The following is a 15956-nucleotide window of genomic DNA, read 5'->3' as shown; positions in this document are numbered from 1 at the left end:
TACCTCCTTATTTATCCTTAAAATAAAAGTCGATTGAAAAACGACATTTTCATTTTAAAGGAACACTATGGCTTAAGCAAGTTAACACCTATATCTTTACGGTAGTAGATTTTGTCAAGATCTTGATTAGATAGATAATGATAAACTTTATCTTGAGCTTGTTTTTTAGTTTCAGCTAGACAAGTAACCATAGCAATTCTACCTCCACTAGAAACTAGTGGATGATAAGATGAAATACCCGCATAATAAATCTTTATCCCTTCATCCATTGGAGACATTAATGAAAACTCAATACCACGAGTAGGATTATGTGGATAACCTTCAGCAGCCAAGATTACTCCCATGCATGCTTTATCTTCCATCCATTCCACCTGGGTTTCACGGCCATGAAGTAAGTCATTAATCAATTCTGCAAAATCAGTTTTTAATAAAGGTAGGACAACTTGAGTTTCTGGATCCCCAAAGCGAGCATTAAATTCAATCACTTTAGGTCCCTCAGCAGTATTCATCAAACCAGTATATAAAACACCATTAAAAGGCGTTCCTTCTTTATCCAAAGCCACTAAAGTAGGCTCTACAATCGTTCTAAGCGTTTCTTGATAAAGGTCTTCTGATATGTCTTCTACTGGCGCAAAAGCTCCCATACCGCCTGTATTAGGCCCTAGATTACCATCTAATAAACGTTTATGATCTCTAGCTGGCAGTGAATGGCAAACTTTACCATTATAAACCATTGAAAAGATTGAAAACTCTGGTCCAACCAGACATTCTTCAATTACGACTCTTTGTTTAGCTGGATCTTTTTCAAAAGCTAATTTAATCGCATTCTCTGCCTCTTCTTTACTTAAAGCAACTGTAACCCCTTTACCAGCTGCTGGCCCATCGACTTTGACTACAATCGGAGTCGACTGTTTTTCCAAGTAGGCTAATGCAGCTTCTTGCTCAGTGAAACTAGCATACTGGGCAGTTGGAATCTTATATTTTTGCATTAATTTTTTTGCAAATAATTTAGAACCTTCAATTTGAGCAGCAGCTTGACTTGGGCTAAAAGCAATTTGACCTGCTTGAGTGAAATGGTCAACAATTCCTTCAAATAAAGGACCTTCTGGACCAACAAACGTCCAATCAATTTGTTCTTGTTTGGCAAAATTAATTAAGTCTTCAAAAGCATTCTCAGCTATATCGACACAAGTTATGCCATCTGCTTTCATACCTGGATTCCCAGGTGCACAAAAAACCGATTCTACCAAGGGACTTTTTAACAAATGATAGGCAATGGCATGTTCGCGTCCCCCACTACCAATAACTAATAATTTCATGATTACCTCTTTCTCTTAATGACGGAAATGACGGGTGGCTGTTGCTAACATTGCAATTCCATATTGGTCAGCCTTTTCAATTACTTCCTTATCACCAATGGAACCTCCTGGCTGTACAATGACCTTAATACCATATTGATGAGCTAGCTCAATCGTATCTGTCATTGGTATAAAAGCATCTGAAGCTAATACCATTTTAGAAAAATCTGCCCCTAATTCCTTGGCATGATCCAAAGCAATTTTAGCAGCTCCTACACGATTGGTTTGTCCAGCTCCTACTCCATAGGTTTGCTGACCATCTGCCACAACAATGGCATTTGACTTAACATGCTTAACAACTCTCCAGGCGAATGATGAAGCTTGTCTTTGTTCATTAGAGATTGAAACTGCTCCCATTTGATGCCATTGGGATGGATCTTCTGCAATAAGATCTGCTTCTTGAACTAAGAGTCCCCCACTTACCGAAGTCATTTCGTGAGCATCCATCGTAAGGTCATCCATATTTAATTGCAGAACACGTACATTCACCTTTTGTTTCAGAATCTCTAAGGCTCCTTCTTCAAATGAAGGTGCAATGATAACATCCAGAAACATAGAGTGAAGGGTTTCAGCTAAGTTAACTGTTAATGTTCGATTAACTACCACTATCCCTCCAAAAATAGAAATGGGATCTGCTTGGCGACAGTATTTAAAGGCGGATTCAATGTTATCAGCAACAGCTATACCACAAGGGTTCATGTGTTTAACTGCCACAGCACAAGGTTGATTGGCAAAATCGCGAATCATCTTAATGGCTGCATCAGCGTCACGCAAATTATTATAAGATAATGGCTTTCCGTTAAGAACTTTTGCTTTAGTAATAGCGTAAGAAGCTGTGATTGGCTTTTGATAAACAGCGGCTTCTTGATGAGCATTTTCACCATATCTTAAATCATACATCCGATCATAAGTTAAGATAAGTGATTCAACGGGTGTGATTTGATCCTCTTCTTCCACTTCTGCCATTTGAGTGGCTAAATAATTCGCAATTAAAGCATCATAAGCGGCTGTATGAGCAAATACTTTTTGGGCCAATTGTTGACGTGTCGTTGCCTTTGTTTGACCGCTATTTTCTAATTCTATGATAACCTGTGCATAATCTCTTGGATCAACAACCACAGTGACTGATTGATAATTTTTGGCGGCTGAGCGGATCATACTCGGTCCTCCGATATCAATTTGCTCAATCGCTTCAGCTAAGCTCACTTCTGCCTTTTTGATGGTTTGTTTGAATGGATAAAGATTAACAATAACAAAATCGATATACTCAATTTCATGATTCTTAACCGCTAGTTGATGGTCTTTATTATCTCTCAAAGCCAGTAACCCTCCGTGAATTTTGGGATGCAAAGTTTTTACTCTTCCATCTAACATTTCTGGAAAGTTTGTCACTTCTTCAACAGCTTTGGTTGGAATACCCGCTTGGTCGAGAAAAGCTTTAGTCCCACCTGTTGAGATAATCTCAATTCCTTGCTCAACTAAAGCTTGAGCCATTGGAATAAGACCTGTTTTATCAGAAACACTTATTAATGCACGTGACAATTTACTCCACTCCTTTAAGATATGCTTTAACGACTCGAGGATATAATTGGTGTTCTACAGCATGGGTTTTCTCCTCAAGATCTACTAATTTTTCGCCTTCTTCAATCAAAACTTTTTCTTGAGCTAAAATTCTTCCTGTATCGATTCCTTGGTCCACTAAATGAACAGTCACTCCTGTTTCTTTAACTCCTGCTCGGTAGGCATCGGCAATTCCGTGTCGACCAGGAAAAGCAGGAAGGAGTGAGGGATGAATATTGAGTATTCGATCAGGATATGCTTCTAATAAAGGCTGACCGATTACACGCATATAACCTGCTAATAGAATGTAATCAATCTGATAATCCTGCATCTGTTTTAAGAGAAAAATCTCATAGTCTTCTCTGGTATTAAAGTCTTTAGGACTAGCCACTAAACTCTCTATGCCCAATTTTTTTGCTCTTTCGAGTGCATACGCTTGACGATAGTCTGAAAACAATAAGACAAATTCAATGTCAGATCGATCCCGACAAGATTCAACTAATGCTTGAAAATTAGAACCTGACCCTGAAGCAAATACTGCAACTTTCATCCTTTCCCCTCCTTATTAGTTGAAAATAACTTCCTTATCCTTTCTCTCAACCACTTGACCAATTTCATAAGCAGATTCACCAATCTTGTCTAAATATTGTTTTACTTCCACTACTTTTTCAGCATCTACTGCTAGGACCATGCCAATTCCCATGTTAAAGATTTCATACATTTCTAAGGATTCAATTTTACCTAATGCTTGCATTTGATTAAAGATTGGTAAAACAGGCCAGGAACCTAAATTAATCTCACAAGCTAAATCGTTTTTCATCATTCGTGGTAAGTTTTCAACAAATCCTCCACCAGTAATGTGTGCAATTCCGTTAATTAGACCGTTTTTAACCAGTGGCATTACAGTTTTGACATAGATTTTAGTTGGAACCAGCAAAGCCTCAGCTAAGGTTTGATTCGCACCTTCTAAAATAGGGTCCGATAATTGATAATCATGTTGATTAAAGAAGATATCACGTACTAAGGAGAATCCATTGGAATGAATACCTGATGAGGCTAGTCCAATTAAAATATCACCTGCTTTGACTTTATCACCCGTAATTAGTTGATATTTTTCAGCTATACCGACCGTAAATCCTGCTACATCAAAATCCTTTTCATCATACATACCAGGCATTTCAGCTGTTTCTCCACCCACTAAAGCGGCTCCTGCTTGAACGCAACCTTCAGCAACCCCTGCTACAATTTGCTCGACTACTTGAGGATCATTTTTACCCACAGCAATGTAATCAAGGAAAAATAAAGGTTCTGCACCTTGAGCCACTACATCATTCACGCACATGGCTACACAATCGATACCGATTGTATCGTATTTTTCAGCTTGAATAGCAAGCATTAACTTCGTACCTACTCCATCCGTTCCACTTACTAATACTGGTTCTTGATAAGAAAATTTTGAAAGATCAAAAGCTCCACCAAACCCACCTAAATTTGTCAACACTTCTGGACGCATGGTTCTTTCAACATGCTTTTTCATTCTTTTAACGGCTTCATATCCAGCGTGCACGTCAACTCCAGCACGACTATAAGCATTTTCCTTCGTCAACTTATTTCCTCCTAATCATTATTCTTCAACAATACGTTCTAATTCTGCAAGATATTCTTGTTCAAAATCATGCAGAGCTGTCGGATAATCACCATTGAAATAAGCCATACATAAACCTTTATAAGGAGCATCTGATTGAAGATCAATAGCTGAGATTAAACCTTCTTCACTTAGATAAGCTAAGGAATCAGCCCCTATAATCGTTTCAATTTCTTTCACTGTATGGTTGGCTGCAATTAGATCGCGTGTATTTGAAATATCAATACCATAAAAACAAGGATGTTTTAAGGCTGGTGACGCAATACGCACATGAACTTCTTTAGCACCTGCGGCTTTTAACAAGCCGACAATTCTTTTAGAAGTAGTTCCTCGAACAATGGAATCATCTACCATCACAATACGTTTACCTTCGACAACCTTGCGAACTGCTGAAAGCTTCATCCTTACGCCCCGCTCTCTCAATTCTTGAGTAGGTTGGATAAATGTCCGTGCAATATATTGGTTTTTAATAAGTCCCATTTCATATGGAATACCTGCTTCTTCTGCATAACCTGATGCTGCTGAGAGTGATGAGTTTGGAACACCAATCACGATATCTGCTTCAACTGCTTGTTCTTGGGCAAGTTTCTTTCCTGAATTCTTACGGGCTGTATGCACATTAATACCATGAATATTCGAATCAGGTCGAGCAAAGTAGATGAATTCCATCGAACAAATAGCTTGTTGACGATTCTCAGTATAGTATTCCTTTTGAATACCTTCATTATTAATAGAAACGACTTGTCCTGGCTCCACATCAAATAGATAAGCAGCTCCTATCTGATCTAAAGCACAAGACTCAGAAGCCATGACATAACCACCATTAGGCATTCTTCCTACAATCAATGGTCTAAATCCATTCGGATCACATACGCCTATTAATTCTTCTTCAGTAAGGAATAAATAAGTAAATCCACCTACAACTTGCTTTAAAGACTCTTTTAATTTTTCAATAAACGTTTCTTTTTGTGAACGACGAATCAAATGCATGATTACTTCACTATCAGAAGTGGTATTAAAAATAGAACCTTTTTGCTCAAGTTCCACTTTTAGAGTATGAGCATTTACTAAGTTTCCATTATGAGCCATAGCGATCGGTCCATCATTGAAATGAAAGACAAAGGGCTGAATATTATTAATATCATTAAGACCTGCCGTGGCATAACGAACATGCCCTAACGCTGCCTTCCCTGGTAATTCTTCTAATTTTTGACGACGATTAAAAATTTGATTAACTAAACCAAAGTCGCGATGAGCAAGCATTTCACCGTCATCAAGGGCGGCAATTCCCGCCCCCTCCTGACCACGATGTTGAAGGGCATGTAGACCATAGTAGGCATCAAATGCGGCATCTTTTTGATTCCATAAACCAATTAGACCACATTCTTCATAAGGCAAATCAAATATGTCATCCGTGATTTCAGTAGAAACCACTTCTTGCCCTTGGATTACTTCCCTTTTAAAAGACATGGTATAGCTTCCTCCCATAGTTGTTGCAAGTCTGAGCGTTTGGCATCAATAAATTGGTCTTTGGCTTGAATTTGGATGTGATCTTTATCTGTTACCTGACCGATTAAAGTGAATTGATCTTGAAATTCCGCTTCGAAAGCTGCTTTTTGATCAGCTTTTACAGAAACAATAAAGCGTGAACCATTCTCTGCAAATAAATGACTAGCTGGTAGGTCTACTTTTACTTCTAGACCTAAGTCAGTATTAAATGCTGACTCCGCTAAAGCAACGGCTAATCCACCTTCAGAAAGATCATGAGCTGAAGCAAGATATCCTTTTTGAATTGCAGCAGCAACAGCTTCTTGGTTAGATTTTTCAGCCGCTAAATCGTAGTCAAATAGTGGACCTTCAATCTTACCAAGCATCATTTTTTGTAATTCAGATCCATTAAAGGCATCATTAGTTTGACCAATCATATAAATCGAGTCTCCAGCTGCTTTAAAGAATTGAGTAGTAACTTGTTCAATGTCTTTTATTAATCCTACCATTCCAATCATTGGAGAAGGATAAATCGCTTGACCATTTGTTTCATTATATAAAGATACGTTACCTGAAATAACTGGTGTATCTAATTGAAGACAAGCTGCTGAAATGCCATCAGCTGATTTATCTAATTCATAAAAGACTTCTGGTTTTTCCGGGCTTCCGAAGTTTAAGCAGTCAGTAATCGCTAAAGGTTTCCCACCTGAAGCTACGATATTTCTAGCTGCTTCAGCCACAGCCATTTGACCACCAATTTCTGGATTGAGATAGATATAACGGGAATTATAATCAGCAGTCATAGCAATTGCTTTTTTAGTGCCGCGAATTCTAACCACTGCAGCATCTGATCCTGGCCAAACTAAAGTAGAAGTTCGAACTTGTGAATCGAAAGTATCGTAAGCTACTTTTTTAGAAGCAACAGTTGGTTGTTGCAAGATATCTTTTAATGTCTGCGTCGCATTATCAATTTGTGGTTGGAATTGTCCTTGATCTGCCCATTCACGAATACGTTGTGGAACTTCTCCTTGATTGTTATAAACGGGGCCATCTCCTAGAGAATTAACAGGTAAGCTGGCGACTTCTTTTCCTTGATGCATCAAGCGGTATTGACCATCTCCAGTAACTTCACCAATCACCACGGCATCTAAATCATATTCTTTAAAGACATTGATAATTTCTTCTTCCATACCGCGTTTAACACATAAAAGCATCCGTTCTTGCGATTCAGAAAGCATCATTTCATAAGGAATCATACCGGTTTCTCTTTGAGGAACTAGGTCAAGATTTAAAGTTACACCTGTACCAGCTTTTTCAGCCATCTCTGAAGACGATGATACTAAACCAGCCGCACCCATATCTTGGATACCGACTAAGGCTTCTTTATGGTTGTAGATAACTTCTAGACAGGCTTCCATCAATAGTTTTTCCATGAATGGATCCCCTACTTGAATAGCTGAGCGTTCAGACTCGACTTCATCATCAAATTCTACTGAAGCAAAAGTTGCTCCGTGAATACCATCACGACCAGTCTTTGCTCCTACATAGACGATAGAGTTTCCAACACCTTGGGCTTGACCTACTTGCATATCTGCATGGTCAATTAAACCTACAGACATAGCATTTACTAAAGGATTTCCCTTATAACAGTCATCAAACGCTATTTCCCCGCCGACTGTTGGAATACCAATGGAATTTCCATAACCAGCAATACCCGCTACCACTTCCTCAAATAGATAGCGCATACGGTCATTATCTAATTCACCAAAACGCAAGGAGTTCAATGATGCGATTGGACGGGCTCCCATGGAGAATATATCTCTTAAGATTCCCCCGACACCAGTTGCTGCTCCTTCATATGGCTCAATGGCAGAAGGATGGTTGTGACTTTCAGCTTTAAAGACTACAGCTTGTTGATCACCAATATCAACAATTCCTGCCCCTTCCCCAGGTCCTTGAAGAACTTGTGGCCCTTCAGTAGGAAATTTTTTAAGAACTTGCTTTGAGTTTTTATAAGAACAGTGTTCTGACCACATTACTGCATAAAGTCCAGTTTCTGTGAAATTGGGTTGACGACCTAAAATATCTTCTTTGATATGCAAATATTCTTCATCTTTTAATCCCCAATCACGGTAAATTTTAGTTGCTTCTACTTCTTGAGGAGAAAGTTCCTTTAATTTAGCCATGTTGCACCGCCTTTGTTTGATAGTGATTAATCATTGATTGGAAGACACCAATACCATCTGTACCATTAATTATTTCTTCAACAGCTCGTTCTGGATGAGGCATCATAGCCATCACATTACCTTCTTTATTAGAAATTCCAGCAATATTTGCAATCGACCCATTCGGGTTTTCTCCTGCATAACGGAAAAGAATTTGGTTGTTTTCTTCTAATGATTTCAGTTCATCTTCTGATACTACATAATTTCCCTCACCATGAGCGATGGGAACAGTAATAATCTGTCCTTCTTCATAGGCATTTGTAAAGGCAGAACCAGCATTAACAACCTCTAGAGGCTGTTTTTTAGAAACAAATTTTAAAGAAGTGTTACGAATTAAAGCTCCAGGAAGAAGTCCTGCTTCTGTTAAAATTTGAAAACCATTACAGATACCAATGACCAATTTACCTTCATTAGCAAACTCTTTTACAGCTTGCATGACATTAGAATGCGAAGCAATCGCACCACAGCGTAAATAATCACCAAATGAGAATCCGCCAGGCACTAGGACTGCATCAAAACCTTCTAAGGAATCAGCCTTATGACTAACATATTCTACTTCTTGCCCCATCACATCTTTGATAGCGTGAAAAGCATCTAAATCACAGTTAGAGCCTGGGAATCGAATGACCGCAAACTTCATCCTATTCCACCTCCGTAATTGTGTAACGGTAAGATTCCATTACTGGATTAGCTAAAATTTTATCGCATATTTTTTCAACTAAAGTCTCTACTTCTTCTTGTCCTTTTTCAATCTTTAATTCAAAGTATTTTCCTTGACGAATTTCTTTAACCTGGTCAACACCCATACGATGAACAGAACCTTTAATGGCTTCACCTTGTGGGTCTAAAATTGATTCCTTATAAGTTACGAATACCTCTACTTTATACATAAGAACAGCTCCTTAATTTTTAGATTTTTATGATTTATAAGACCAATTGTCAATCTTTTTTAATGTTTTTAAAATACTCTCAGGATTTGAATCAAGTTGAGTAATGTGTCCCATCTTACGATCTTGACGTGCTTCACCCTTGCCATAAAGATGCAGGTGCCAATCGGGATGATTCGGCCATTGTTCGATCACCATCTCTTGATCTTGTCCTAAAATATTTGTCATTACAACAGGAGATAAAAGTTTATTTTGTGGAAGCGTCATACCACAAATTGAACGAATATGTAAATCAAATTGTGAATACTGACAGGCTTCAATGGTATAGTGACCTGAATTATGCGGTCGAGGTGCTAATTCATTCACTAGAATTTTATCGTCGGCAAGAAACATTTCTATGCCAACAATTCCAACTAAGTTCAATTTATAAGCAATAGTTTCTGCTACTTTAAAAGCTTGATTGGCCACTGTTTCAGAAACACGGGCAGGAACAATCGACTGATGAAGAATATGATTATAGTGAATATTTTCAGACAAAGGAAAAATACTAGTTTGACCTTGTTTATTCCTTACAACCATATGTGATAACTCCATATTGAAAGGAACAAAAGCTTCTAATATACAAGGAGCTGAGTCAATAAGCTGTTTGGCTTCTTCAATATCTCTTTCGCTCTTTATCATGATTTGTCCTTTACCATCATAGCCAAAGCGTCTTGTCTTTAAGACAGCTGGATAATTTAGTTGTTCAAGACCTTGCTTAAGCTCTTCATAACTATTAACCGGATAGTAATCAGCAACGGGTACACCGCTACTTCTTAAAAATTCTTTTTCTGTTAAACGATCTTGGGTAAGTCTTAAAATTTCAGACCCTTGAGGAAGATAAGCTCCCTCTTCTACAATTTTATTAAGCGACTCTAAAGAAATATTCTCAAATTCAAAAGTTAATACATCGACTTGATGGGCGAATTCAGCCAAACGTTTTTGATCATCGAAAGCTGCTTGACAGTGAAAGTCAGCCACTTGAGAGGCTGAACAATTTTGTCCAGGATCAAAAATTCCTACGCGATAACCCATTCGCTTAGCAGATTGGGCCAACATTTTACCCAATTGTCCTCCGCCGATAATGCCGATAGTAGACCCAGGTTTAATATAATTATTCAAGTTCTTGCCCACTTTCTATGGACATTTGACGCATTTGCTGGTGATATATCTCTAATTTCTGAACTAAAGAAGCGTCTTGAAGACTTAAAATTCGGATAGCTAAAAGGCTAGCGTTTTTTGCTCCTGCTTTACCAATAGCCGTAGTTGCCACCGGAACACCACCTGGCATTTGAACGATTGACAACAATGAATCTAATCCATTTAGAGTAGAGCTCTTAATAGGCACGCCGATAACCGGCAAAGTGGTCTGACTTGCGACCATTCCTGGTAAATGAGCAGCTCCCCCTGCACCTGCAATAATAACTTGCAGGCCACGCTTTTGAGCTTCCTTAGCATAAGTAAACATCTCATCAGGCATACGATGAGCTGACACAACTTTCTTTTCAAACTCGATACCAAATTCAGTTAGCATTTCTGTGGCTAATTTCATTGTAGGCCAGTCTGATTTAGACCCCATAATGACTCCCACTGATACCATTCCATCGCCTCCTCAAAAGCATAGTAGCACATTAAATTTGCTTAATAAACCTCGATTCAAACAAACAATCGGTTATTAATTCTAATGTTCGTGTTTCATTTTATAAACAAAAAAACTATTCTTAAATAGATTTAAGAATAGTCTAAAAAATAATTTTAATTATCTACGGAGAAATCTTTCTTTTTTTAAAAAATAGTAGAGTGCTCCCATTCGGCCAGCTTCATTACCGTACTTTGCAGGCAAGATATCTTTAGGTAGAAAAATTTTATTTTCAATTTTTGCAGTGAGTTTATCTGATATAATTGGTAGCAATATTTTATGTTGATGCATAATGCCGCCTCCCAAAACTATATATTCAGGATTAATTAAATAGATAATTGGCAGTAATCCTTCTGAAAAGTTATCAGTAAACCACTCAATTGTTTCGATAGCTTCAGGTTGATTCGCCATATAAGCTTCAAAGATAATTTTACCATTGGTATTTTTTTTCCCAGTTATATGTTCATAATATTGTAGAATAGCTGTCGTAGAAGCTACATCTTGAAATCTTTTGCCATTAACAGGTAAGTAACCGACTTCACCGGCAGAAAACCCTTCTCCATTATATAATTTTCCATTAACGATTAAAGACCCACCTACACCCGTACCTATAGTCAAACAAACTAGAGAACTATTGGGTGCAAAATCTCCTATTGAAAATTCAGCAAATGCCGCCGCATTGACATCATTCAGAACTATACAAGGTAAATCAAACTGTTGATTAATAGCTTGCTTAAAATCAGTTCCCATATATCCTGGAATCGTATAACCTGCATAGACTACCTTGCCTTGATCAGGATCAATCACCCCTGCGGAAGAAATGGCAACTCCTTCTAAACGCTTATTATATTTTTCTAGATTCCTAATTATCTCACCCACTAATTTTAAAACATAATCCAATATATCGTTCGTTTTATTTATTGAATCTATGGGCGTTTTCTCTTCTATGAAATAGTCAAAAGAATGACCTTTCTCATCATAAACATCACTTTTAATCGTTGTACCGCCGATATCAATCGCTAATATAAGCACTTTTTCACTTCCTTATACATAATTTACTGTGATAGGACTCATATATTTATTTTAATATTCATTTAAGTAAATAAAAAGTTAATTCTTTATGTATTACTTTACGAATAAATTTAAAAATAGGGAAAAGACTTTTATCCCTTTCCCTACTTGAAATGTAACCGTTAGTATTTAACCTTAAAAACAGCCTTCTTTATTTTTTCAGCATGATCAACAATTAAGCCCGTTTTATGAATATCTTCGCGATCAAAAACTAAGATTTGTCCTGGCTGAACGATTAATTCAGATAATGGTTGAGCTTGTGATTGTTGCCAGTCATCTTTTTCAACATACTCTCCTAATTGAACATTTCCAATAAAATTGTGCCAAATTCTCTCTTTACCTTTTATTGGAACATGAACATCTAAATAGCTACGGTGACTTTCCCACACTCTTTGATCATCAGTGGTGGTGTCATATTCTAAAATATTATAGTAAAAATCATCAGAAATGATATGAGGTCCTGGTTGACTATTTATTAAATCACCATTCTCTTTTAAAAATTTTATCACTCTTATTATTCCTTCACGCTGAATATGATTAATATGATTCAAATCATATAGTTCCATTAATTTCTCACCAACCAATCATTATTCTCTTTAATCTCTGGAATATCATAGACAGTGGTATATTTCGGAGCTGTAGACTTATCATCTTTAACCATAATCGATACAAGATACCCTACAATTAAAGAAACTCCAATTGAGATTAGCGAATAAACCCAAATACTTACTTTTTCTGCTGGAAGACCATATTTAATGAAAATCATCACTAAACTTGAAACAATTAGCGCTGCATAAGCTCCAAATTTGTTAGCTTTTTTAGTAAATACCCCTAGCATGAAGACTCCTCCTAATACTCCTAGAACAAGTCCCATGAAACCGTTAAACCATTCATAAGCCGACTTAATATCGGAATGTGCAAGAACGATTGAAATAACAATAGAGAAAATTCCTACTCCCAAAGAAATCCAACGGGCGATTTGAGTCCGTTTAGCATCATCTAAATTTTTAGATAGAACATCTTGAATATCTAAGGTCCAAGAAGTTGCTACAGAGTTTAATCCCGTAGATAAAGTAGATTGACTAGCAGCAAAAATAGCGGCTAAAAGGACGCCTGTAATTCCAACCGGTAAACGATAGGCTATATAATAAGTGAATACCTGATCTTGAGCCACTAAAGCACCTGGATCGTTAGGATTTTGTAATTGATAGTAAGCAAATAATCCAGTACCTATTAAATAGAACATAGTAGCAATAAAAATAGATAAAACACCATTTGTAAACATCATTTTGTTTAATTTTTTTATATCTTGAGTAGTAGTAAACCGTTGCACGATATCTTGACTTGAGATATAAGATGAAAGTGTATTAAAACCAGCTCCAACTATTAATAAGAAGATAGATGATTTTAATAGATTAGGGTCAAAAATAGGTTCGTTAGGCGCAATAAACTTGTCATTGCCTAGCAAATCCATGATTGGCTGAAATCCGCCATCTAAATCACTTACTAAAAATCCTAGTGTCACTGCCACTCCTACTAGTAAAACAGATCCTTGAATGAAGTCAGTCCATAGTACTGATTTGATCCCACCAGTATAAGAATAAATAATCGCAATCACACCCATCACTACAATTAGCCAATTAACTGAAATACCAGTTAAAGTTGCCAAAGCAGCTGATGGCAGATACATAATAATAGACATACGACCAATTTGATAGATAATGAATAAAATAGCACCAATTGCTCGCAAAAGTCGAGAATTAAAGCGTCGCTCTAAGTAATCGTAAGCAGTATCAATATCCATTCTGGCATAAATAGGTAAGAAAAATTTTATGGCAAAAGGAATTGCAATAATCATTCCTAATTGAGCAAACCATAATAACCAAGTTCCATTATAGGAATTACCTGCTAAAGTCATAAAAGAAATCGGACTTAATAAGGTCGCAAAAATAGATACTGAGGTTACATACCAAGGAATTGAGCCATCTCCTTTAAAAAACTCCTTACCAATCATATCTTTTTTAGAAAAGAGTAATCCAGCAAATAATACAGCGACTAGATAGATTACTAAAATAATAAAGTCAATTGTTGTAAAACCTTCTTGTGCCATTGTTAAACTCCTCTTCGAATTTTTTCATGCTTAGTGAAGAGTAACGCTTAGAAAAGTATTCGTTAATTACCTAAGCACTTTTAGTTAATTATAAATAGTTTTTAAAAATTCTCTCTGCTTCTTCTTTTTGCTCGGCTGTCATTGAAGCCATCGGTTTACGGCTTAAGAACTCGCCTTTATCCGCACCTTGTAATTGTAAAATACGTTTAAGTGTCGGATACAATCCATTCGCTAGCACTGCTTCGATTAAATCATTGCTTTCATTTTGTAACTTAAGTGCTTTCTCATGGTCCCCCACTTTGACAGCTTCTAAAATACCACGAGCTCGTAAGCCATTTACGTTGTATGTCGATCCGATTGCTCCATCAACATGATAGATAGCAGCTGGATATAACATTTCATCAAAACCTGAATAGATTAGAACATCTGGAAAAGCTTTACGTAATCGTTCTAATAAGAAAAAGTCCGCAGCAGTAAACTTAACGCCAATAATATTTTTTAACTCAAATAATTCCTTAAATTCTGCCATCCCCATATTAATACCTGTAAGGACTGGAATCGAATAAATAATTAAATCATTGTCCACTGCTTCTGTAATATCTTTATAATATTGCTTTACTTCATCGAATGAAAACTTGTAATAGAAAGGTGTTACCGCTGAAATTGCATCATAATCTAAATCCGTAGCATATTTACCTAATTCAATTGCTTCATAAACATTTGGACCGCCAACTTGTGCAATAAGCTTAACTTGGTCTTTCACTTCATCTTTTACAATTTCAAAGATTTGTTTTTTTATGGCTGTATCTAATAAGAAGTTTTCCCCAGTGGATCCTCCGACATAAAGACCGTTCACTTTCATATTGTCAATATTATGACGGACCACTTGACGTAAGCCTGCTTCATTTACTTTTCCTTCTGAATCAAAAGGCACCAAAAGAGCTGAGATAATACCTTTAATCTCTTTTCCTGTTTTTTTTGTCATCATTATTCCTCCTATATACTTACTCATTATGAATAGCGTCTACAAATTTTTTCGTGATTAATTGAGGTCTAGTGATAGCCGAACCTACAACTACACTATAAACTCCGATATCCAAAACGCGTTTAACCTTTTCAGGTGTATCGATATTACCTTCTGCAATAATCGGTTTATCAATTGTTTCTACCGCTTTTCTTATAAGTTCAAAATCATTACTCTCAATCTTAATTCCCTTACTTTGTTGAGTGTACCCCACCAAAGTTGTCCCAATAAAATCAAAGCCTAGTTGTTCAGCTGTTCTCATTTCTTCTAATGTTGAACAATCAGCCATCAGTTTCTGTTGGGGATACTTTTCTTTAATCTTTGCCATTAAATCACTTAAAGATTCTCCTTGAGGCCTTGTAGACCCAGTTGCATCAATTGCTATAATTTCAGGCTTTGCTTCCATTAATTCATCTACTTCAGTCATTGTAGGTGTAATAAAGGCATCAGCCCCATCATAATCCCTTTTAATAATCCCTATAACTGGCAAATCTACTCTTTCTTTAATTGCTTTAATATCCTCAACCGAATTCGAACGAATACCTTTAGCTCCACCTTCTCTTGCTGCTAAAGCCATCCGCGACATGATAAAAGAACTATGCAAGGGCTCATCTTCTAACGCCTGACAAGAGACAATTAATTCCCCTTTTATTCCTTCAATCATTAAATACCCTCCTTTATCAAAGCGCTTTCTAGTCTAAAATTATACACTGCAAACTACACTATTTCAATATTTTATGAAAAATATACCGTTTTCTGAAAAGACAAATTTTTTATTATTATTTTAAAAAAAAAAATTTATTTAAATATTTAAAGAGTGGACCATTTAATTTTACGTAAGGAATTTAACAAAAATTAGCACTTACTTTTCACTTATATAAGTAAAAAATAAAAGACCTATCTTTGAATT

General features: G+C 36.6%; 15 protein-coding genes. All 15 read right to left on the bottom strand.

Annotated features, from left to right (window positions below; translation table 11 throughout):
• Positions 1-65: 65 nt before the first annotated feature.
• Positions 66-1319, bottom strand: a complete 1254-nt coding sequence (purD, locus tag NW240_RS02260; protein WP_258435826.1) for a phosphoribosylamine--glycine ligase — start codon at positions 1317-1319, stop codon at positions 66-68.
• A 15-nt stretch (positions 1320-1334) separates the two neighbouring features.
• The gene (purH, locus tag NW240_RS02255) at positions 1335-2900 is read right to left on the bottom strand and encodes a bifunctional phosphoribosylaminoimidazolecarboxamide formyltransferase/IMP cyclohydrolase (protein WP_258435825.1); all 1566 of its coding nucleotides are present in this window, start codon (positions 2898-2900) and stop codon (positions 1335-1337) included.
• A gap of 1 nt (position 2901) precedes the next feature.
• Entirely contained in the window at positions 2902-3468 is a 567-nt protein-coding gene (gene purN / locus NW240_RS02250; RefSeq protein WP_258435824.1) for a phosphoribosylglycinamide formyltransferase, read from the bottom strand.
• A 15-nt stretch (positions 3469-3483) separates the two neighbouring features.
• Positions 3484-4455 (bottom strand): phosphoribosylformylglycinamidine cyclo-ligase, encoded by a 972-nt coding sequence (gene purM / locus NW240_RS02245; protein WP_396134555.1) that lies wholly within the window; start codon positions 4453-4455, stop codon positions 3484-3486.
• Between the two features lie 87 nt (positions 4456-4542).
• Positions 4543-5961 (bottom strand): amidophosphoribosyltransferase, encoded by a 1419-nt coding sequence (gene purF / locus NW240_RS02240; RefSeq protein WP_396134554.1) that lies wholly within the window; start codon positions 5959-5961, stop codon positions 4543-4545.
• A 50-nt stretch (positions 5962-6011) separates the two neighbouring features.
• A complete protein-coding gene (gene purL / locus NW240_RS02235) occupies positions 6012-8237 on the bottom strand; it encodes a phosphoribosylformylglycinamidine synthase subunit PurL (RefSeq protein ID WP_258435822.1) in 2226 nt (741 codons plus the stop codon).
• The gene (gene purQ / locus NW240_RS02230) at positions 8230-8916 is read right to left on the bottom strand and encodes a phosphoribosylformylglycinamidine synthase subunit PurQ (protein ID WP_258435821.1); all 687 of its coding nucleotides are present in this window, start codon (positions 8914-8916) and stop codon (positions 8230-8232) included. Before purQ ends, purL begins: the two co-directional genes overlap by 8 nt.
• A gap of 1 nt (position 8917) precedes the next feature.
• The gene (gene purS, locus NW240_RS02225) at positions 8918-9166 is read right to left on the bottom strand and encodes a phosphoribosylformylglycinamidine synthase subunit PurS (protein WP_258435820.1); all 249 of its coding nucleotides are present in this window, start codon (positions 9164-9166) and stop codon (positions 8918-8920) included.
• Positions 9167-9193: 27 nt separating this feature from the next.
• Complete coding sequence (gene purK / locus NW240_RS02220) at positions 9194-10324, bottom strand: 5-(carboxyamino)imidazole ribonucleotide synthase (protein ID WP_258435819.1); 1131 nt, start codon at positions 10322-10324, stop codon at positions 9194-9196.
• Complete coding sequence (gene purE / locus NW240_RS02215; RefSeq protein ID WP_258435818.1) at positions 10317-10802, bottom strand: 5-(carboxyamino)imidazole ribonucleotide mutase; 486 nt, start codon at positions 10800-10802, stop codon at positions 10317-10319. Before purE ends, purK begins: the two co-directional genes overlap by 8 nt.
• A gap of 159 nt (positions 10803-10961) precedes the next feature.
• Positions 10962-11873, bottom strand: a complete 912-nt coding sequence (locus NW240_RS02210) for an ROK family protein (RefSeq protein ID WP_258435817.1) — start codon at positions 11871-11873, stop codon at positions 10962-10964.
• Between the two features lie 161 nt (positions 11874-12034).
• Positions 12035-12478, bottom strand: coding sequence for a YhcH/YjgK/YiaL family protein (locus NW240_RS02205; protein ID WP_258435816.1), 444 nt, complete (start codon positions 12476-12478; stop codon positions 12035-12037).
• Positions 12478-14022 (bottom strand): sodium:solute symporter, encoded by a 1545-nt coding sequence (locus NW240_RS02200; RefSeq protein ID WP_258435815.1) that lies wholly within the window; start codon positions 14020-14022, stop codon positions 12478-12480. The genes NW240_RS02205 and NW240_RS02200 overlap by 1 nt, the downstream gene beginning before the upstream one ends.
• Positions 14023-14110: 88 nt before the next feature.
• Positions 14111-15007 (bottom strand): N-acetylneuraminate lyase, encoded by an 897-nt coding sequence (locus NW240_RS02195; RefSeq protein WP_258435814.1) that lies wholly within the window; start codon positions 15005-15007, stop codon positions 14111-14113.
• 19 nt (positions 15008-15026) lie between these two features.
• The gene (locus NW240_RS02190; RefSeq protein ID WP_258435813.1) at positions 15027-15710 is read right to left on the bottom strand and encodes an N-acetylmannosamine-6-phosphate 2-epimerase; all 684 of its coding nucleotides are present in this window, start codon (positions 15708-15710) and stop codon (positions 15027-15029) included.
• Between the last annotated feature and the right edge of the window lie 246 nt (positions 15711-15956).

Origin of the sequence: Facklamia sp. 7083-14-GEN3, from assembly GCF_024742075.1 — a bacterium.
Classification (GTDB): Bacteria; Bacillota; Bacilli; order Lactobacillales; family Aerococcaceae; genus Facklamia.
The sequence above is the reverse complement of the archived record's forward strand: the minus strand, read 5'-3'. Positions and strand labels throughout refer to the sequence as shown.

Excerpts from the sequence above, each read along its gene's own strand:
- purD (WP_258435826.1), bottom strand. The coding sequence starts at position 1,319 with ATGAAATTATTAGTTATTGGTAGTGGGGGACGCGAACATGCCATTGCC.
- purN (WP_258435824.1), bottom strand. The coding sequence starts at position 3,468 with ATGAAAGTTGCAGTATTTGCTTCAGGGTCAGGTTCTAATTTTCAAGCA.
- purM (WP_396134555.1), bottom strand. The coding sequence starts at position 4,455 with ATGAAAAAGCATGTTGAAAGAACCATGCGTCCAGAAGTGTTGACAAAT.
- purL (WP_258435822.1), bottom strand. The coding sequence starts at position 8,237 with ATGGCTAAATTAAAGGAACTTTCTCCTCAAGAAGTAGAAGCAACTAAA.
- purQ (WP_258435821.1), bottom strand. The coding sequence starts at position 8,916 with ATGAAGTTTGCGGTCATTCGATTCCCAGGCTCTAACTGTGATTTAGAT.
- purS (WP_258435820.1), bottom strand. The coding sequence starts at position 9,166 with ATGTATAAAGTAGAGGTATTCGTAACTTATAAGGAATCAATTTTAGAC.
- purE (WP_258435818.1), bottom strand. The coding sequence starts at position 10,802 with ATGGTATCAGTGGGAGTCATTATGGGGTCTAAATCAGACTGGCCTACA.
- NW240_RS02205 (WP_258435816.1), bottom strand. The coding sequence starts at position 12,478 with ATGGAACTATATGATTTGAATCATATTAATCATATTCAGCGTGAAGGA.
- NW240_RS02200 (WP_258435815.1), bottom strand. The coding sequence starts at position 14,022 with ATGGCACAAGAAGGTTTTACAACAATTGACTTTATTATTTTAGTAATC.
- NW240_RS02195 (WP_258435814.1), bottom strand. The coding sequence starts at position 15,007 with ATGACAAAAAAAACAGGAAAAGAGATTAAAGGTATTATCTCAGCTCTT.
- NW240_RS02190 (WP_258435813.1), bottom strand. The coding sequence starts at position 15,710 with ATGATTGAAGGAATAAAAGGGGAATTAATTGTCTCTTGTCAGGCGTTA.